General features: G+C 61.4%; 20 protein-coding genes. 15 read left to right on the top strand and 5 right to left on the bottom strand.

Annotation, left to right across the window (positions count from 1 at the left end):
* Nucleotides 1–11: 11 nt before the first annotated feature.
* Nucleotides 12–677 (bottom strand): methyltransferase, encoded by a 666-nt coding sequence (locus CYD26_RS02165; protein ID WP_102051707.1) that lies wholly within the window; start codon nt 675–677, stop codon nt 12–14.
* Nucleotides 674–1,120: a YbaY family lipoprotein gene (locus CYD26_RS02160; protein WP_102051706.1), complete on the bottom strand. Its 447-nt coding sequence runs from the start codon at nt 1,118–1,120 to the stop codon at nt 674–676. The genes CYD26_RS02165 and CYD26_RS02160 overlap by 4 nt, the downstream gene beginning before the upstream one ends.
* A gap of 106 nt (nt 1,121–1,226) precedes the next feature.
* On the opposite strand from CYD26_RS02160, the gene nrdR reads away from it, so the two are divergent.
* The 11 genes from nrdR (at nt 1,227) to CYD26_RS02105 (ending at nt 9,101) form a co-directional block, all read left to right on the top strand.
* Nucleotides 1,227–1,691 carry a transcriptional regulator NrdR gene (nrdR, locus tag CYD26_RS02155; RefSeq protein WP_065759210.1) on the top strand — a complete coding sequence of 155 codons (465 nt, stop codon included), beginning with the start codon at nt 1,227–1,229 and terminating at the stop codon, nt 1,689–1,691.
* Between the two features lie 2 nt (nt 1,692–1,693).
* Nucleotides 1,694–2,824, top strand: a complete 1,131-nt coding sequence (gene ribD / locus CYD26_RS02150) for a bifunctional diaminohydroxyphosphoribosylaminopyrimidine deaminase/5-amino-6-(5-phosphoribosylamino)uracil reductase RibD (RefSeq protein WP_102051705.1) — start codon at nt 1,694–1,696, stop codon at nt 2,822–2,824.
* A 43-nt stretch (nt 2,825–2,867) separates the two neighbouring features.
* Nucleotides 2,868–3,533 carry a riboflavin synthase gene (locus tag CYD26_RS02145; protein WP_065759170.1) on the top strand — a complete coding sequence of 222 codons (666 nt, stop codon included), beginning with the start codon at nt 2,868–2,870 and terminating at the stop codon, nt 3,531–3,533.
* A gap of 18 nt (nt 3,534–3,551) precedes the next feature.
* Nucleotides 3,552–4,643, top strand: coding sequence for a bifunctional 3,4-dihydroxy-2-butanone-4-phosphate synthase/GTP cyclohydrolase II (gene ribBA, locus CYD26_RS02140; protein ID WP_065759169.1), 1,092 nt, complete (start codon nt 3,552–3,554; stop codon nt 4,641–4,643).
* Nucleotides 4,644–4,732: 89 nt separating this feature from the next.
* Nucleotides 4,733–5,209, top strand: coding sequence for a 6,7-dimethyl-8-ribityllumazine synthase (ribE, locus tag CYD26_RS02135; RefSeq protein ID WP_065759168.1), 477 nt, complete (start codon nt 4,733–4,735; stop codon nt 5,207–5,209).
* Nucleotides 5,206–5,706 carry a transcription antitermination factor NusB gene (nusB, locus tag CYD26_RS02130; RefSeq protein ID WP_065759167.1) on the top strand — a complete coding sequence of 167 codons (501 nt, stop codon included), beginning with the start codon at nt 5,206–5,208 and terminating at the stop codon, nt 5,704–5,706. The genes ribE and nusB overlap by 4 nt, the downstream gene beginning before the upstream one ends.
* A gap of 18 nt (nt 5,707–5,724) precedes the next feature.
* Entirely contained in the window at nt 5,725–6,684 is a 960-nt protein-coding gene (gene thiL / locus CYD26_RS02125; RefSeq protein WP_102051704.1) for a thiamine-phosphate kinase, read from the top strand.
* A gap of 9 nt (nt 6,685–6,693) precedes the next feature.
* Nucleotides 6,694–7,191 (top strand): phosphatidylglycerophosphatase A, encoded by a 498-nt coding sequence (locus CYD26_RS02120; RefSeq protein ID WP_102051703.1) that lies wholly within the window; start codon nt 6,694–6,696, stop codon nt 7,189–7,191.
* Nucleotides 7,192–7,203: 12 nt separating this feature from the next.
* The gene (locus CYD26_RS02115) at nt 7,204–7,935 is read left to right on the top strand and encodes an ABC transporter substrate-binding protein (protein ID WP_065759164.1); all 732 of its coding nucleotides are present in this window, start codon (nt 7,204–7,206) and stop codon (nt 7,933–7,935) included.
* Between the two features lie 132 nt (nt 7,936–8,067).
* The gene (ribA, locus tag CYD26_RS02110; RefSeq protein WP_065759163.1) at nt 8,068–8,685 is read left to right on the top strand and encodes a GTP cyclohydrolase II; all 618 of its coding nucleotides are present in this window, start codon (nt 8,068–8,070) and stop codon (nt 8,683–8,685) included.
* Nucleotides 8,682–9,101: an MFS transporter gene (locus tag CYD26_RS02105; protein WP_065759162.1), complete on the top strand. Its 420-nt coding sequence runs from the start codon at nt 8,682–8,684 to the stop codon at nt 9,099–9,101. Before ribA ends, CYD26_RS02105 begins: the two co-directional genes overlap by 4 nt.
* A 63-nt stretch (nt 9,102–9,164) precedes the next feature.
* On the opposite strand, the gene dxs is transcribed toward CYD26_RS02105, so the two are convergent.
* The 3 genes from dxs to CYD26_RS02090 form a co-directional block, all read right to left on the bottom strand.
* On the bottom strand, nt 9,165–11,063 hold the full coding sequence (gene dxs / locus CYD26_RS02100) for a 1-deoxy-D-xylulose-5-phosphate synthase (protein ID WP_102051733.1): 1,899 nt from the start codon (nt 11,061–11,063) through the stop codon (nt 9,165–9,167).
* 166 nt (nt 11,064–11,229) lie between these two features.
* Nucleotides 11,230–12,117, bottom strand: a complete 888-nt coding sequence (gene ispA, locus CYD26_RS02095) for a (2E,6E)-farnesyl diphosphate synthase (RefSeq protein WP_065759160.1) — start codon at nt 12,115–12,117, stop codon at nt 11,230–11,232.
* Nucleotides 12,114–12,356 carry an exodeoxyribonuclease VII small subunit gene (locus CYD26_RS02090; RefSeq protein WP_065759159.1) on the bottom strand — a complete coding sequence of 81 codons (243 nt, stop codon included), beginning with the start codon at nt 12,354–12,356 and terminating at the stop codon, nt 12,114–12,116. The genes ispA and CYD26_RS02090 overlap by 4 nt, the downstream gene beginning before the upstream one ends.
* A 242-nt stretch (nt 12,357–12,598) precedes the next feature.
* On the opposite strand from CYD26_RS02090, the gene CYD26_RS02085 reads away from it, so the two are divergent.
* The 4 genes from CYD26_RS02085 (at nt 12,599) to CYD26_RS02070 (ending at nt 17,626) form a co-directional block, all read left to right on the top strand.
* Entirely contained in the window at nt 12,599–14,002 is a 1,404-nt protein-coding gene (locus tag CYD26_RS02085; protein ID WP_065759209.1) for an MBOAT family protein, read from the top strand.
* Nucleotides 13,989–15,101 carry an SGNH family hydrolase gene (locus CYD26_RS02080; RefSeq protein WP_065759158.1) on the top strand — a complete coding sequence of 371 codons (1,113 nt, stop codon included), beginning with the start codon at nt 13,989–13,991 and terminating at the stop codon, nt 15,099–15,101. The genes CYD26_RS02085 and CYD26_RS02080 overlap by 14 nt, the downstream gene beginning before the upstream one ends.
* Nucleotide 15,102: 1 nt before the next feature.
* On the top strand, nt 15,103–16,311 hold the full coding sequence (locus tag CYD26_RS02075) for an SGNH/GDSL hydrolase family protein (RefSeq protein ID WP_065759157.1): 1,209 nt from the start codon (nt 15,103–15,105) through the stop codon (nt 16,309–16,311).
* A gap of 100 nt (nt 16,312–16,411) precedes the next feature.
* Nucleotides 16,412–17,626 (top strand): RtcB family protein, encoded by a 1,215-nt coding sequence (locus tag CYD26_RS02070; RefSeq protein WP_102051702.1) that lies wholly within the window; start codon nt 16,412–16,414, stop codon nt 17,624–17,626.
* The last annotated feature ends 51 nt before the right edge of the window (nt 17,627–17,677 follow it).

Genomic DNA, 17,677 nt, shown 5'->3' with positions numbered 1-17,677 from the left:
GAATGGCAGCACTATAAAGGCTGTCGGCTGGCGTGGTACAGGCTGACCCGGCGGAATTCGTGAGGCTCGGCCAGGTCCGGCAGGGTCAGGGCTTCGAGGACGCCCAGTGATTGATACAACGGGTGGCTGAAGTCGCGCACGCGGGAGTCGGCCACCAAGGCTTCACGGCCGCGGCTGAGGAATTCGTCGAGCAGCGGCAGGTTGGCCCGATCGTAGAGCACGTCGGCGACCAGAATCAGGTCGAAGCGGTCGGCTTCGGCAAAGAAGTCCGTGGAGTAGTTCAGGTTCACCCCGTTCAGTTCGGCATTGGCCCGGCAGGCGTCCAGCGCCAGAGGGTCGAGGTCGCAGGCCACCACTTCAAGGGCGCCGGCCTTGGCCGCGGCAATACCTGCAACGCCAGAGCCTGCGCCGAAGTCGAGCACGCGCTTGCCCTCAACCCACTCCGGTCGCTCGCACAAATAGCGCGCCATGGCCAGGCCGCTGGCCCAGCAAAAGCTCCAATATGGCGGCTCATGGAGGATGCGTCGGGTCTCTTCGGGGCTGAAGGCGCGGTCCATGTTGTCCGCATCGATCAGCCAGAGCTTCAGGTCGCTGCCCGGCAGGTGGCTGGCGACAAGACGCGCATCGCCGAGCAGTTCACTCAATGCCCCTTGCAGTGATGACGGTGCTGCCGTCATGGCGCCTTCTCAAAGCGCAGCGGCCCGGTGGCCTGGGTGGTTGCCTGGGTAACCCGCAGTGCCGGCAAGTGCAGGATCAGTTGCCCTGACTGACTGGCCCGACCGCGCAGTTCAACACGTGCTCCACTGGGGAAGGCTTCCGGGTTGAAGCGTAAATGAAAGGGCAGTGCCTGACCGTTACCTGCGAGTGAGCTGCTGGCCAGCAAGCGCTGCGGACGACCGCGTTCGTCAATGACCAGCAACGCCAGCTCAACATCGGCGTTGGCCGGTATGCCCAGCAGGGTGCCGCTGAGTTCGCGCTGATAGGCCGGCAGAGGGCCGGGGGCCGCAGGCAAGGTGCCGGTGGTCGGGGAGGTTTCTGTCTGCGTCTGTTTGGGCGCATCGCTACTGCAGGCGACGAGCAGGCCGACAAAACTGAGCAGAATGAGTGCTCGAAAGCGCATGAAGAGGTTCCTTGAGGACGTTTCCTCACTGGATGGTAAACCCTTTGGCTTGTCTTGCCAGTGAGATGCGCTACCATGGCCCTCCCTTTTTTTGTTGCCTGCCACCATGCACTGTCCCTTCTGCGGTGCCAACGACACCAAAGTCATCGACTCGCGACTGGTCGCCGAGGGTGAGCAAGTGCGCCGTCGGCGCGAATGCGTCGCCTGCGGTGAACGATTTACCACCTTTGAAACCGCCGAATTGGTCCTGCCTCGCTTGATCAAGCAGGATGGCAGCCGACAGCCGTTCGATGAAGACAAGCTGCGCGCCGGTATGCAACGTGCGCTGGAGAAGCGCCCGGTCAGCGTCGAGCGACTGGAAGCGGCACTGGCGCATATCAAGCACAAGCTGCGGGCAACCGGCGAGCGTGAGGTCAAGTCGCTGGTCGTGGGCGAATTGGTGATGGCCGAGCTGCAGAAGCTCGATGAAGTCGCCTACATCCGTTTCGCCTCGGTTTACCGACGCTTCCAGGACCTCGATGAATTCCGTGAAGAGATTGACCGTCTGGCCCGAGAGCCTGCTAAAGAGTGATCATGCCCACTGAACGCGCTGTGCTGGATGCTCACTACATGGCCCGCGCCCTGGAACTGGCGCGCAAGGGGCTGTACTCAACCCACCCTAATCCTCGCGTCGGCTGCGTGATTGTGCGTGATGGTCAGGTGGTGGGTGAAGGCTGGCATGTCCGTGCCGGTGAACCGCATGCTGAGGTTCATGCATTGCGCCAGGCGGGCGAACTGGCCCGTGGCGCCTGCGCCTATGTCACCCTTGAGCCGTGCAGCCATCATGGCCGCACACCGCCTTGCGCCGAAGCGCTGGTCAACGCGGGTGTGGCGCGGGTTGTTGCGGCCATGCAGGACCCCAATCCACAGGTTGCCGGTCAAGGCCTGAAGCGCTTGGCCGATGCCGGTATTGAGGTGTCCAGCGGGGTGCTTGAGGCCGAGGCACGCGCGTTGAACCCGGGCTTTCTCAAGCGTATGGAGCACGGCCTGCCTTATGTGCGGGTCAAACTGGCGATGAGTCTCGATGGCCGCACCGCCATGGCCAGTGGCGAGAGCCAGTGGATTACTGGCCCCGCCGCACGCTCGGCCGTTCAACGTTTGCGTGCGCGTTCCAGTGTGGTGCTGACCAGCGCTGAAAGTGTGATCGCGGACAATGCCCGGATGACTGTGCGTGGCGAAGAACTGGGGCTGGATGCGGAAAATACCGCATTGGCGCTGGCTCGCCCGCCGCTGCGGGTGTTGATCGATGGGCGTTTGCGCCTGCCGTTGGAGGCAGCGTTTTATAAGGCCGGTCCTGCGCTGGTGGCGACTGCCGCCGCACACGATGAGCGCTATGCTCAGGCGGGCCTGGAGCTGCTGCGACTGCCCACTCAGGAGGGGCGGGTCGACTTGCGTGCATTGCTGCGTGAGCTGGCTGCCCGAGGCGTCAATGAGGTGCTGGTCGAGGCCGGCCCGGGGCTTGCTGGGGCATTTGCGCAGTCTGGGCTGGTGGACGAGTATCAACTGTTCATTGCCGGCAAGTTCCTCGGCTCCAGCGCCAGGCCACTGCTTGAGTGGCCGCTTGCCCGCATGAGCGAGGCGCCGGCGCTGAAAATCACTGAAATGCGAGCGGTTGGCGATGACTGGCGAGTCACCGCGATCCCTGTGCCGACGTCCGGCGTATAATTTTCGGCTTGCGCCACGCGCGGCCTGTTCTCGAGGAGGACTCATGTTCACAGGCATTATCGAATCTATCGGCAGCATTCGCTCGTTGACCCCAAAAGGTGGCGATGTGCGGGTTTATGTCGAAACCGGCAAGCTGGACCTGGGCGATGTGAAACTTGGCGACAGCATTGCGGTGAATGGTGTCTGCCTGACGGCAGTCGAGCTGCCTGGCGACGGCTTCTGGGCCGATGTCAGCCGCGAAACCCTGGACTGCACTGCCTTCTCCGACCTCAAGAGCGGCAGCCGGGTCAACCTGGAAAAAGCCCTGACGCCGACTACCCGATTGGGCGGTCATCTGGTCAGCGGCCACGTCGACGGTGTCGGCGAAATCATATCGCGTAGCGATAACGCTCGCGCCATCCAGTTCCGTGTTCGTGCGCCAAAGGAACTGGCCAAGTACGTTGCGCACAAGGGGTCGATTACCGTCGACGGCACCAGCCTGACGGTGAACGCCGTCGATGGCGCCGAGTTCGAGCTGACAATCGTGCCCCACACCCTGGCCGAAACCATCATGGCCGACTACCGCGCTGGTCGTCGGGTCAACCTTGAGGTCGACCTGCTGGCCCGCTACCTGGAGCGTCTGTTGCTCGGCGACAAAGCCGCCGAGTCGACCAAGGGCAGCGGTATCACTGAAAGTTTCCTGGCCGCCAACGGCTACCTGAAATCCTGAATGAGAAGGGGGTGCCGCGTGGCGCTCAACAGCATCGAAGAACTGGTTGAAGACATCCGCCAGGGCAAAATGGTCATCCTGATGGATGACGAAGATCGCGAGAACGAAGGCGACCTGATCATGGCCGCCGAGGCCTGCAAGGCTGAGCACATCAACTTCATGGCCAAGCATGCCAGGGGCCTGATCTGCATGCCGATGTCGCGCGAGCGCTGTGAACTGCTCAAGTTGCCGTTGATGGCACCGCGCAACGGTTCGGGCTTTGGCACCAAGTTCACGGTCTCGATCGAGGCTGCCGAAGGTGTCACTACCGGTATCTCCGCTGCTGACCGTGCGCGTACCGTTCAGGCTGCCGCCGCGCGTGATGCCAAGGCCGAAGACATCGTCAGCCCAGGCCATATCTTCCCGCTGATGGCGCAAGCCGGCGGTACGCTGGCCCGCGCAGGCCATACCGAGGCTGCGTGTGATCTGGCGCGCATGGCCGGTTTTGAGCCAAGTGGCGTGATCTGCGAGGTCATGAATGACGACGGCACCATGTCCCGTCGCCCGGAGCTGGAAGCGTTTGCCGCCGAGCACGGCATCAAGATCGGCACCATCGCCGACCTGATTCACTACCGGATGATCCACGAACGTACCATTCAGCGGATTTCCGAGCAGCCGCTGGACAGCGAATTGGGCCAATTCAACCTGGTTACCTACCGTGACTCGGTCGAGGGTGATGTGCACCTGGCACTGACCCTGGGCAATATCTGCGCAGAAGAACCGACCCTGGTTCGGGTTCACAACATGGACCCGCTGCGTGACCTGCTGATGGTCAAGCAGCCCGGCCGCTGGAGCCTGCGTGCCGCAATGAGCGCGGTGGCAGAGGCGGGCAGTGGTGTTGTGTTGTTGCTCGGCCACCCGTTGGACGGTGACGTGCTGTTGGCGCATATCCGTGAGACCGCCGACAGCGCTCAGGTGAAAACCCCGACAACCTACAGCACCGTCGGTGCGGGTTCGCAGATTCTCCGTGACCTCGGCGTACGCAAAATGCGCCTGATGAGTTCGCCGATGAAATTTAATGCGATATCCGGATTCGATCTGGAAGTTGTAGAATACGTGCCCTCCGAATAAAGCAGGCGTTTATTGCACTGCGTGTTCGTGACCAAACCTCCCACAGGCCGCGTCGGTGCGGCCTGGCTCTTTAAGATGAGAATCCCGGAATGACTCTGAAGACCATTGAAGGTACCTTCATCGCCCCCAAAGGTCGCTATGCTTTGGTGGTTGGCCGCTTCAACAGCTTCGTCGTCGAAAGCCTGGTGAGCGGTGCCGTTGATGCCCTGGTTCGCCATGGCGTGAGCGAAAGCGACATCACCATCATCCGTGCCCCGGGTGCGTTCGAGATCCCGCTGGTTGCACAGAAAGTCGCCCAGCAAAGTGAATACGCGGCCATCATCGCCCTGGGCGCGGTGATCCGTGGCGGCACTCCGCATTTCGAATACGTGGCAGGCGAGTGCACCAAGGGCCTGGCCCAGGTGTCCATGGAGTTCGGCGTACCGGTGTCCTTCGGTGTCTTGACTGTCGATTCGATCGAACAGGCCATCGAGCGCTCCGGCACCAAGGCCGGCAACAAGGGCGCTGAAGCAGCCCTGTCCGCCCTGGAAATGGTCAGCCTGCTGGCGCAGTTGGAGGCCAAGTGATTAGCGACGAAAGCGATCGTTTCAACCCGCGCGATCCAAAACCTGCGGATGCTGGCAAACCATCGAAAAGCGCCAAGCGTCGCGAAGCCCGTCAGCTCGCGACCCAGGCCCTGTATCAGTGGCACATGGCCAAGCAGTCGCTGAACGAGATCGAAGCGCAGTTCCGGGTCGATAACGATTTCAGCGATGTCGACGGCGCCTACTTCCGGGAGATCCTGCACGGGGTTCCGGTCATGAAGGAAGAGATCGACAAAGCCCTGGCTCCGTGCCTGGACCTGCCACTGGAAGAACTCGACCCGGTAGAGCTGGCTGTGCTGCGGCTGTCGACCTGGGAGTTCATCAAGCGGGTCGACGTGCCGTTTCGCGTTGTGATCAACGAAGGTGTTGAGCTGGCCAAGGTCTTCGGTGCCACCGATGGCCACAAGTTCGTCAACGGTGTGCTCGACAAGCTGGCTCCACGGCTTCGTGAAGCCGAAGTACGGGCATACAAGCGCTGATCTCGGCGCTGCTGGCCAATGGGTGAGTTCGAGCTGATCCGTCACTACTTCGCCGCCGCACCGTGTGCGCAAGGTGGCGAAGGAGTTGCCTTGGGCATCGGTGACGACTGTGCCCTGCTGGCCTTGCCAGCGGGCGAACAGTTGGCGGTGTCTACCGACACGCTGGTTGTCGGTGTGCATTTCCCGCACAACAGTGACCCGTTCCTGCTCGGCCAGCGTTCGCTGGCCGTTGCCGCCAGTGACCTGGCGGCGATGGGCGCTACCCCCCTCGCGTTTACCCTTGCCCTGACCCTGCCGGACACGTCGGCGGACTGGTTGCGTGCTTACGCAGAAGGCCTCAATCAGATGGCCAGGCAGTGCAACCTGAGCCTGGTCGGTGGCGATACCACCCGTGGCCCCTTGAGCCTGACCATGACCGTATTCGGCCGTGTGCCTGCCGGGCAGGCGCTGACCCGCGCCGGCGCGCAACCAGGCGACCTGGTGTGTGTGGGCGGTGAACTGGGCAACGCTGCTGGCGCGTTGCCGCTGGTGCTTGCGGAACGTCAAGCCGAGCCGTCGCTGGCGGCACCGCTGCTGGCGCACTACTGGTCGCCATCACCGCAGTTGGCACTCGGCCAGGCGTTACGTGGCAAGGCGTCCTCGGCGCTGGATATCTCCGACGGCTTGCTGGCTGACTGTGGGCATATCGCCAAAGCCTCTGGCGTGGCGCTGCATTTGCAGGTGGACTCGCTACCGATGAGCCAGGCATTACGCGGCTTTTTGGGGCTGGAGGGTGCGCGTCACGCCGCATTGACCGGTGGCGACGATTATGTGCTGGCCTTCACGCTTCCCGATGCCGAACTCCCGGGGCTGCTGGCCGCCGGCTGGCCGATTCACGTGGTTGGCAGGGTCGAGGTTGGCTCCGGTGTCAGCCTGTACGATCGGGAAGGGCGCAACATCACCCCGGCTGTTCGGGGCTATCAACACTTTAGCGATTAGGGAGACACCGTGACCGATCACCGTAATCAGGTGAAGCCTGTTCCGCCTTCGGTCTGGAGCAACCCTTGGCATTTCATGGCATTCGGCTTCGGCTCGGGTACTTTGCCGAAGGCGCCGGGGACCTGGGGGTCTCTGGTTGCCTTGCCGTTCATGCCCTCGTGGCAAATGCTGCCAGACTGGGGTTACTGGCTGATGCTGGGCCTGACCATGCTGTTTGGTTTCTGGCTGTGCGGCAAGGTTGCCAGCGATTTACGTGTGCACGACCATGAGGGTATCGTCTGGGACGAGATGGTGGGGATGTGGATTACCCTGTGGCTGGTGCCGCAAGGCTGGCAATGGTTGTTGGTCGGGTTCTTGGTATTCCGCTTCTTTGACATACTCAAGCCCTGGCCGATCAGTTGGCTTGATCGGCATGTGCATGGAGGTGTCGGCATCATGATCGACGATGTGCTTGCCGGTGTATTCGCCTGGCTGACGATGCAAGGGCTAGTATGGAGCTTTACCTAAGGAGATAGGGCGATGCAAGGATGCCGATGGTTGCTACTGGTCCTGCTTTTGGCAGGAGGTGTGACGTGGGCAGCAGAGCCCTTGCCGAAAAAGCCTTTGCACGCTCGTTTGGCCAGCGAGGTGTGGCTCGACTACACCAATGCCGACGGCACAGGCCTGGCCTGGGAGCTGCTGCGCAAGGTTTTTGAGCCCGTAGGTGTCAAGGTCAAGACGGCGAGCGTGCCTTACAGTCGCGCCATCGGCCTGGTAAAGCGTGGCGAAGCAGATGCCTGGGTCGGCTCTTATCATGAGGAAAGCGCCGATAATATCTACCCGCGCTGGCACTTTGACCAAGACCATATCTATGCCCTGGGGTTGGCCAGTCGGCCGGTACCTACCCAGGAAACGCTGGGTCAGTTCCAATTGGCTTGGGTGCGTGGTTACGATTTCAACAGTTACCTGCCCTATGTTGACCGTTACCGCGAGGTTCAGCGGCGTGAGGGCATTCTGCCGATGCTTGAGTATGGTCGCGTCGATTTCTACATCGATGCCCTGACCGAGGTCGACTATGTGTTGTCGCAGGCGCAGAATCCGTCGGCATTTCGGCGTACCCACCTGGCTGAACTGCCGTTGTACCTGGCATTTGCCAAAACCCCGGAAGGCCGTGCCCTCAAGGAAATTTTCGATCAGCGCATGGATGAGCTGGTGCCAAGTGGCCAGTTGCGCGAGATATTCACGCGCTGGAAGCAGCCGTATCCGTTCTAGGTTGTCCTCAGATCGGCAAGGTGCATCGAACTTTTCGATATGTCTGCACAAAAATTCAGCATAAGCACCGGTGCCACGCTGCTGTTACAATCCAGTCCACGTTAAATATTCACGTTATTTCAGGAGCACAAGGTGCCCGTCGTTTTCGTTGCTGCCTCCAAGCTGCCTACACCCTTTGCCACCTTCACCATGCATGGTTTTCTCGATGAGGCCACCGGTCGCGAGCACGTGGTGCTCAGTCTGGGTGATGTGGCCGACGGCGCGCCGGTACTGGGACGCCTGCACTCCGAGTGCCTGACGGGCGATGCGCTGTTCAGCCAGCGCTGCGATTGCGGTTCGCAGCTGGAAGCGGCGCTGCAGGCGATCGCCCATGAAGGGCGCGGTGTATTGCTGTACTTGCGTCAGGAAGGTCGCGGCATTGGTCTGTTGAACAAAATTCGCGCCTACGAGCTGCAGGATGGCGGTGCCGATACGGTTGAAGCCAATGAGCGTCTGGGTTTTGCTGCCGATCAGCGTGACTACGCCATGTGCCTGCCGATGCTTGAGCACCTGGGCGTGAAGTCGCTGCGCCTGATGACCAATAATCCGCGCAAGGTGAAAGCCCTCACTGCGATGGGTATCGCGGTGGCTGAGCGAGTGCCGTTGCATACCGGCCACAACCCGCACAATAAACACTACCTGGCCACCAAGGCCGGCAAGCTTGGCCACATGATGGGCAACGAGCATCAGGGTGAGGTTGGTCGGGCGTGACCCGGGCTCAGGTTCGTCGCCGTCTCAGCATTGCCTGGTGGCAGCATCTGCTGATCGCATTGGCGCCGTTGTTTGTCTTCAATTGGGCGTTCGGTGATCGTGAAGCGTTGCTGCCAATCCTCGCCATGCCGATGTTCATCGCCAGTGTTTCTTCGATGTTCCTCAGCCTGCCGCGCTTTGGCGCTTACAAGCACGGGCTGATTGCAATGGAGAAGGCGCTGAACAGCGAGGCGGAGCCTGCGGCCTGGATTGAGCTGGCGCGCGTACGTCGGGTGGCCATGCTCTATGCCTGCTTGCCGGCCTGGCTTGCTGCTGTGTCGGTATTCGTTGGCTTGGAGGCCGTGCCGCAGATTCTGTTGGCGGTCTCAAGCGTGGTCGTGCTCTACCTCTACCGTATTCCGCGTCAGCTCGGCTGATAGGTCGGCAGGCCTATTGTCGTCATGGCCGCTCCTTGCGGAGCCGACCATGACGATAGGGCGTCAGAGGCCCAACAACTGCAGGCGCTGACGTACTGCTGCTTCGATTCCCGCTGCATCCAGACCACATTCAGCAAGCATCTGTGCCGGTTTGGCGTGCTCGACATAAATGTCAGGCAGGCCCAGGTGCAGGATCGGCTTGATCAGGTTCTCGCGGGCCAGGAATTCACCGACAGCCGCACCGGCGCCGCCCATGATGGCGTTCTCTTCGATGGTCACCAGCAGCTCGTGCTGGCCAGCTATCTCGCGTACCAACGCTTCATCCAGCGGTTTGACGAAACGCATGTCAACCACGGTGGCATCGAGCTGTTCGGCAACCTTTAGTGCTTCGGCCAACTGAACACCAAAGACCAGCAAGGCGACGGTGCGGCCTTGGCGGCGTACTACGCCCTTGCCGATTTCCAGGGGTTCAAGGTCGTTTTCAATCGGCGTATTCGGGCCGGTACCGCGCGGGTAGCGCACCGCTGCCGGGCCGTTGTACAGGTGACCGGTGCTGAGCATTTTGCGCAGTTCGTTCTCGTCGCTCGGGGTCATCACCAGCATGCCGGGGATGCAGCGCAGGAACGACAGGTCAAAGCTGCCCGCATGCGTCGGGCCGTCTTCGCCGACCAGGCCGGCGCGGTCGATGGCAAACAAGACGTCGAGGTTCTGTACCGCAACGTCATGGATCAGTTGATCATAGGCGCGCTGCAGGAAGGTCGAGTAGATCGCCACCACGGGCTTGGCGCCTTCGCACGCCATGCCGGCGGCGAGGGTGACAGCGTGTTGCTCGGCGATGGCCACATCGAAGTAGCGCGCCGGGAAACGTTCGCTGAAGGCCACCAGGTCCGAGCCTTCCTTCATGGCTGGGGTGATGCCAACCAGGCGTGGGTCCGCCGCAGCCATGTCGCACAGCCACTGGCCGAATACCGCCGAATACTTCGGCCCGCTGGCTTTCTTCGGCGCAGCAGCCGGTGCATCGACCGGCTCAAGCTTGGTAATTGCGTGATAACCGATCGGGTCGACTTCGGCCGGCCTGAAGCCTTTGCCTTTCTTGGTGACCACATGCAGGAACTGTGGCCCCTTGAGGTCGCGCATGTTGCGCAGGGTGGCAATCAGGGTCGGCAGGTCGTGGCCGTCAATCGGGCCGATATAGTTCCAGCCGAGTTCCTCGAACAGGGTGCCGGGTACCAGCATGCCCTTGGCATACTCTTCGGTGCGGCGAGCGATTTCCCAGGCGCCGGGCAGGCGCGAAAGCACTTTTTTACTGCCTTCGCGCATGCTGGCGTAGGTGCGGCTGGAGAGAATCTTGGCCAGGTAGTTGGACAGGCCACCGACATTGCGTGAAATCGACATGTCGTTGTCGTTGAGAATCACCAGCATGTCAGCGTTGACTTCCTGCGCATGGTTGAGCGCTTCGAAAGCCATGCCGGCGGTCAGTGCACCGTCGCCGATCACCGCAATGGACTTGCGCGCCTCGTTCTGCAGGCGAGCGGCGATGGCCATGCCCAGTGCGGCACTGATCGAGGTGCTTGAGTGGCCGACGCCAAAGGTGTCGTACTCGCTCTCGGAACGACGTGGGAAGGCCGCAATACCGTCCTTCTGGCGCAGGGTATTCATGCGCTTGCGTCGACCCGTGAGGATCTTGTGCGGGTAGGCCTGATGGCCCACGTCCCACACCAGCCGGTCATCCGGGGTGTCGAAGACGTAGTGCAGGGCGATCGTCAGTTCGATGACGCCCAGGCCGGCACCGAAATGCCCGCCGGTCTGGCCAACGGTATAGAGCAGCTCCTGGCGCAGTTCGTCGGCCAGGCTCTCCAGATCGGCTTCAGCCAGCCGGCGCAGGCCAGCGGGCGTATCAGCACGGTCGAGCAGCGGCGTGACCGGGCGTTCGCGGGGAATCTCTTGAAACGTCGTGGGCATCAGGCGAATCATTATAGGTGTGAAGAGGCGGCAGTTTACCTTATTGCGGTGATGGCTGCCCATGGCATGGTGCTTCTGCGACACCTGTGCATCGTCTTTCGCGGGAGCCGGTCCTGCCAGCGATATGTCTTACCGCTACCAAGGCAGGCGCCTACGTGAAGTGCACTCAGTTCTTGCGTTCTACGATGTAACGGGCCAGATCGCGCAGTGGTTCCGCCGCGCCGTCGAAGGCTTCCAGCGCCTGCAGTGCTTGATCGCGCAGTTCCAGCGCGTAGGCTTTGGCGGCATCCAGGCCGAGCAGCGCCGGATAGGTCGGCTTGTCGCGAGCGATATCCGCGCCTTGGCGTTTGCCGAGGGTGGCCGTGTCGCTTTCGACGTCGAGGATGTCATCCTGTACCTGAAATGCCAGGCCGATTGCCTGAGCGTAGCGTTGCAGGGCCTCCAGTTCGGTGTTGCCGGCACGGGCGCTGGCGAGAGCACCCAGGCGCACGCTGGCTTCGATCAGTGCGCCGGTCTTGTGCCGGTGCATGAATTCCAGCGCTTGCTGGTCAAGCTTCAGGCCCACTGAGCCCAGGTCGATGGCCTGGCCACCGACCATCCCGGCCGGGCCGGCAGCCAAGGCCAGCGTCTGGACCATGGTCAGGCGGTTGCTGTCGCTTTGCGGGCTCAGGCGCGGGTCGAGCAAGGCGCTGAAGGCCAGGCTTTGCAGGCCATCGCCTGCAAGGATCGCGCAGGCCTCGTCGAAGGCTTTATGGGTGGTTGGCTGGCCACGGCGCAGGTCGTCGTCGTCCATGGCCGGCAGGTCATCGTGAACCAGTGAGTAGGCATGGATCAGTTCAACCGCACAGGCCGCGCCGTTAGCCTGTTCGGCTGGCGCCCCCAAGGCTTCGCAGGCTGCATAAGCGAGCAGCGGGCGGACCCGTTTGCCACCGTTCATGACGCTATAGCGCATGGCGGCGTAGAGGCGGGTGAGTTCGGCCGAAGGGGCGACAAACAACTGTTCCAGCGCCGCATCGACACGGGCCTGGCAGGTGGCTTGGTAGCGGGCGATCATTCCGGCTGCTCTGCGCTGAAGGGTTCGGCGGCCAACTCACCATCGCGCTCGAGGAGGATCTGCACTTTCTGCTCGGCCTGTGCCAGGGCGCCCTGGCAGTCACGGGTCAGACGGATACCTTGCTCGAAGGCGGTCAGCGAGTCTTCCAGCGACAGTTCGCCGTTCTCCAGGCGTTCGACCAGGGCTTGCAGGTCGGCGAGGGATTGCTCGAAATCAACGGCGGCTTTTTTCCGGGCCATGGCGGCTGTCTCTGTGGCGGTTTAAACGGCGCGACACTAGCAGAGCGGGGCAGGGGGAGCAAATCAGTGCCGATGATCTTTCGTCGCATTCTGTTGCATAAAGCCTTTGTTCACTATCTTGCTTTTTCTGTGAGCCTGTCATTGTGAGGGGTTGTGGCTCTCTGCCATAATTGCTGCCGCTTTGCGCTACGGCGTTGCCCGGCAAGGCTCTCCCTTCCTGATGTCGCGTAATGGACTACGTTGTGAGCTTCCTTTCGATCGAGTTCGGCCTCTGCTTCATCCTGTTCTTTGCTATTTACTGGAGCCTGTGCTGGAGCGTTCGTTTGCAGAACGTCATGCTTCTGGCCGCCAGTTACGGCCTTGTTGCCAGCTTCAGTCTGAATTCTCTCTATATCCTGCTGGGGTATACAGCGCTGGTCTATCTGCTGGGGCTTCTGGGTGCGCGTTATCCGGGGCGACGCTTCAGTTACGGGCTGGTTGCGCTACTGGTGCTGGGGTGTTTCTACCTGTTCAAGTACCAGGAGTTCCTCGTCGGTGGCGTTCAGTCGGCGCTGGCCAGTGCCGGGCTTGATGTCTCGCTGCCTATTCTGGAAGTGCTGCTGCCTATCGGCCTGTCGTTCTACACCTTCCATTCGGTCAGCTACCTGGTGTCGATCAACCGGCGCGAGATGACGCCTGCGCCGGTGTTTGATCTGGCCCTTTACCTGGCGTTCTTCCCGAGCCTGATTGCCGGGCCGGTGAACCGTGCTTCGCACATGCTGCCGCAGATTCAGGCCGGGCAGATGCGTCAGGTGCTGGAGCCACAACGTGCATTGGGGCTGATTGCGTTGGCGGTGGTGAAGCTGTTCTTCTTCAGCGCCTGGCTGGCCAGTGAGTGGGTTGATCCGGTGTTCGAGACGCCCAGCAGCTATTCGGCCGAGCAGATCCTGCTCAGCGTCTACGGCTACAGCTTTCTGATCTACTTCAACTTCAGTGGCTATACCAACCTGGTGACCGGCATTGCCTTGTTGTTGGGGTTCCGTTTGCCGGAGAACTTCAATGCGCCCTATGCCGCGAACAACCTCAAGGAGTTCTGGGGCCGTTGGCATATCAGCCTGTCGACCTTTATCCGTGACTACGTGTACATCCCGTTGGGCGGCAACCGTCAGGGCGTCTGGCGCGGCAACCTGAACATGCTGCTGGCCATGCTGATCTCCGGGCTTTGGCATGGCGCGAGCATCAACTTCATTATCTGGGGGGCGCTGCACGGCCTGGGTTTGGCGTTGTACAAAGCCTCGACCTATTGGTTGCCGCAGCCGATGCGTTGGCCGGGGGCGGGTATCGCCGCACGCTTGCTGACCTTCCACTATGTGGCGTTTGCCTGGATTTTCTTCCGTTGCGCCAGCCTCGATGATGCCAAGGACATGCTCGCCGGTATTGCTGGCTTGCGTCTGGAGGCACTGTTCTCGCCTACGGGCGCCCTGTTGCTGGCCTGTGTGGTGTACATCGCTGTCTACCGGCAACTGATCGCGCTTCTGCGCCAGCTCTTCGCCGCCACCACGCGCCTGCCTTGGCAGTTGTACCCCGTTCCGCTGGGGGTATTCATTTCCTTGGTCATCTTTGCATCGCAGTCGGGCGTTCCGGGGTTCATCTATGCCAGTTTCTAGTGCCAGCAAGCTGTTCGAAACGCAGGTGGGCGCGGCCAAGGTGCTGTATGCCATTGTGGTGACCACCTTGCTGTTGTTCTGGTTCAACCAGGACTCAATCCGCCTTTACTGCGAGCAGAAGTACCACCAGGGCTGTGAACTGCCGCTACTGGGCCAGAGTGCTGCCTGGCGGATGGGCAGCAACCTGACTCAGGCCTTGGGCAGTGCCCGTGACAGTTTTATTGAAAGCCTGACCCAGCCTGCTCCGCCAGCATTGATTGCGCAGGCTCCCGTCAGCGAAACCGTGACGATGCCCGCTACGGTGCCTGTCGTGCCGGTGACGCTGGATGGCAAGCATGCGACCCCGGTGCATGCCGCTCCGGCACATGAGAGCGCCAAGCCAGTCAAGGTGGCGGCGACGCCATTGCCTGCGCCCATCCCGCAGCCAGTACAACCGATGCCGGTGACCCTGTCGGCGGGCGATGAAGTCTTTCTGGTCGGCGATTCGCTGATGCAAGGGGTGGCGCCGCACCTGGCCAATACCTTGCACAAGCGTTACCAGATCAAAAGCGTCAACCTCAGCAAGCAGAGTACCGGGCTTGCCTATCCGGGCTTTTTCAACTGGCCACAGACGGTGGCCAAGACCTTGCAAAGCCAGCCGAACATTCGCCTGATGGTGGTGTTCCTGGGGCCGAATGACCCTTGGGACATGCCGGTTGCCAAAGGTAAGCCGTTCCTGCGCTTTAAAACTGCCGAGTGGGAGGAGCAGTACCGTCAGCGTATTGATTCGATTCTTGAGCAGGCGCGTGCGCATGATGTGCAAGTGATCTGGGTTGGCCCGCCGAACATGCAGAAAACCAAGCTGTCCAGCGCCATGGCCTACCTGAGCACGCTCTATGAAACCCAGACCAGGCTCTACCAGCAGCATTATGTCTCTGCTAACGGCGTGTTGGGTTACAAGGCTGATGAGTTCTCCTACACCTTGCAGGATGACCAAGGCAAACGGGTCAAGACCCGGGTCGATGACGGCATTCACTTTACCCCCACCGGGCAGAAGCTCATTGCACAGCAAGTGCTGTCGATGATTACCTTCCCGGGTTTGACCGTGACGGAACACTGAAATGCGTCGATTGCACAACATCCTGGCCCTGGTGGCACTGATCTGCGCATTGCCGGGCTGTAGCCCGGTAGCGGCGGTCAATGGGCCGGCAGCACGTCCACTTCAGGTGCCTCAAAAGGCGGTTCAAGCCCCTGCCAACGGTAATCTGGCGCTGCTGGCGGGCAAGTTCCGCACTGCAAACCGCACCCCGATCAATATCGTGCAACTGGGTGACTCACACACCGCCGCCGACCTGTTCAGCGGGGAAATGCGGCGCCTGTTGCAGGCCCAGTATGGCGATGGCGGTATCGGCCTGGTTGCAGGCTCACCGGTACCGGGGACGCGCTATGAAACGGTGATCCTCAAGGCCGCCAAGCGCCAGTGGGAACTGGTTTCGGCACGGAACCAGCAAAGCACTCAGTTTCCCCTGGGCGGTTACCTGTCATTACCGCTGACGGCCAACGCAGCCGTACGCATCGAGGCGCGTGAGCCCACGGCCCAGCGTTACCGCGTGTCGGCCCTCTACACCTCAACGGCCAACACGACATTGCTCGCCCGCGACGGCACTACCCAGAACCGGCGCCTGCTGGCAGCAACCAATGGGCAGTGGCGCTTCAGCCCGGTGTTCAACAGTGTCAGCTTGCCGCTGGACCTCACCTTGAGCAACCGCAAGGACGTAGCGCTAGGTGGCTGGTTCATCCAGGGCCAGAAGAATGCCGGTGTGACCTATTCAGCTCTGGGGATCAACGGCGCGCGGCTGGATGTTGTGGATAAGTGGCAGCCCGGCTGGCAGGAGAGCTTCAAGGCTCTGCGCCCGGATCTGATCATTCTGGCGTACGGTACCAACGAAGCCTTCGACGACAAGCTCGACTTGAACCAGTACCGTGACCACCTGAACCAGACCCTGGCCGAGTTGCGCCGCAACATGCCGCGTGCAGCCATTCTGCTGGTCGGCCCACCGGACTCGATCAAACAGCGCAAAGCGCGTACGTGCGCCGCCCGTCAGCCGCAACCATTGGCGCAGATCATTCGTATTCAGCGCCAGGCCGCCAAGCAGTTCAACGGCCTGTTCTGGGATTGGCAGGCGTACATGGGCGGCCCTTGTTCTATCGTCAACTGGCAGGCTGAAGGTCTGGCCCGGAACGACCTGGTGCATTTATCCGCCGATGGTTACCGCAAAAGTGCCTCAGGCCTGTATGACTTCCTGCGTGGGCAGCTCGGGTTGCAGTGACGCCCTCGCTGACGATCGAATTTCGGTGTGCGGCGGGTGGGATAAGGTGTTGAATGGTGTGGTGCAGTCTGAGTAACCCGCCAGGCAACAGAGCAGCCAGATGAAAACCATGAACATCCTCGAAGTCGCCAACGGCAAACCGATCAAGCTCTGGACCCAGGGCGTGCCGGTGGAGGAGGAAGCGCGACAGCAATTGATCAACACCGCCAAACTGCCGTTCATCTTCAAGCACCTGGCGGTGATGCCCGATGTCCACTTGGGCAAGGGCTCGACCATCGGTAGTGTGATTCCCACGCGTGGCGCGATCATCCCGGCAGCGGTGGGCGTGGACATTGGCTGCGGGATGATCGCCGCACGCACTTCATTGCACGCCGCAGACCTTCCGGACAACCTCCATGGCCTGCGTACGGCCATCGAAAAGGCGGTACCGCACGGCAAGACCTTCGGCCGTCGCGATCAAGGCGCCTGGGACACCGTACCCGGCGTGGCCGATCATGCCTGGCGCGCACTGGCTGGCCGATTCAAGGCCATCACCGACAAGTACCCGACGCTGGAACGCACCAACAACCGTCAGCACCTGGGAACCTTGGGCACGGGTAACCACTTCATCGAGGTATGCCTGGACGAGGCCAATCGTGTCTGGTTCATGCTGCACAGTGGGTCGCGTGGCGTGGGTAACGCCATCGGCAACCTGTTCATCGAACTGGCCCAGGCCGATATGCGCCAGCACATTGCCAATCTGCCGGATAAGGACCTGGCCTACTTCGAGGAAGGCAGCCGGCATTTCCACGACTACGTCGAAGCCGTGGAATGGGCCCAGGACTTTGCCCGGCAGAACCGTGCGCTGATGATGCACGCGGTGATTGAAGCCGCGCATAAGGTGATCAACAAACCCTTCGAGGCCAACCTCGAAGCGGTGAACTGCCACCACAACTATGTGCAGAAAGAACAGCATTTCGGCCATGAGGTGCTGGTTACCCGCAAGGGCGCGGTTTCTGCGCAAAAAGGCCAGTTGGGGATCATTCCGGGGTCGATGGGCGCACGCAGCTTCATCGTTCGCGGCCTGGGTAACGAAGAAGCGTTCTGCTCCTGCAGCCATGGTGCGGGGCGTGTGATGAGCCGCACCCAGGCGAAGAAGCGCTTCACCATCCAAGACCAGGCGCGTGCCACCGCGCACGTCGAGTGCCGCAAAGATAAAGACGTGATCGACGAGATCCCCATGGCCTACAAGGACATCGACGCGGTCATGCAGGCCCAGCGTGATCTGGTGGAAGTGGTGCATACCCTGCGTCAAGTGGTGTGCGTGAAAGGCTAGGTGCATGCGCGGCGGTGTAGACTGCTGGCCTGGCTGTGCAACCACTACAAC

It is taken from the genome of Pseudomonas sp. FFUP_PS_473, from assembly GCF_002858665.1.
Classification (GTDB): Bacteria; Pseudomonadota; Gammaproteobacteria; order Pseudomonadales; family Pseudomonadaceae; genus Aquipseudomonas; species Aquipseudomonas defluvii.
This window is presented reverse-complemented; position numbering and strand designations above follow the sequence as displayed.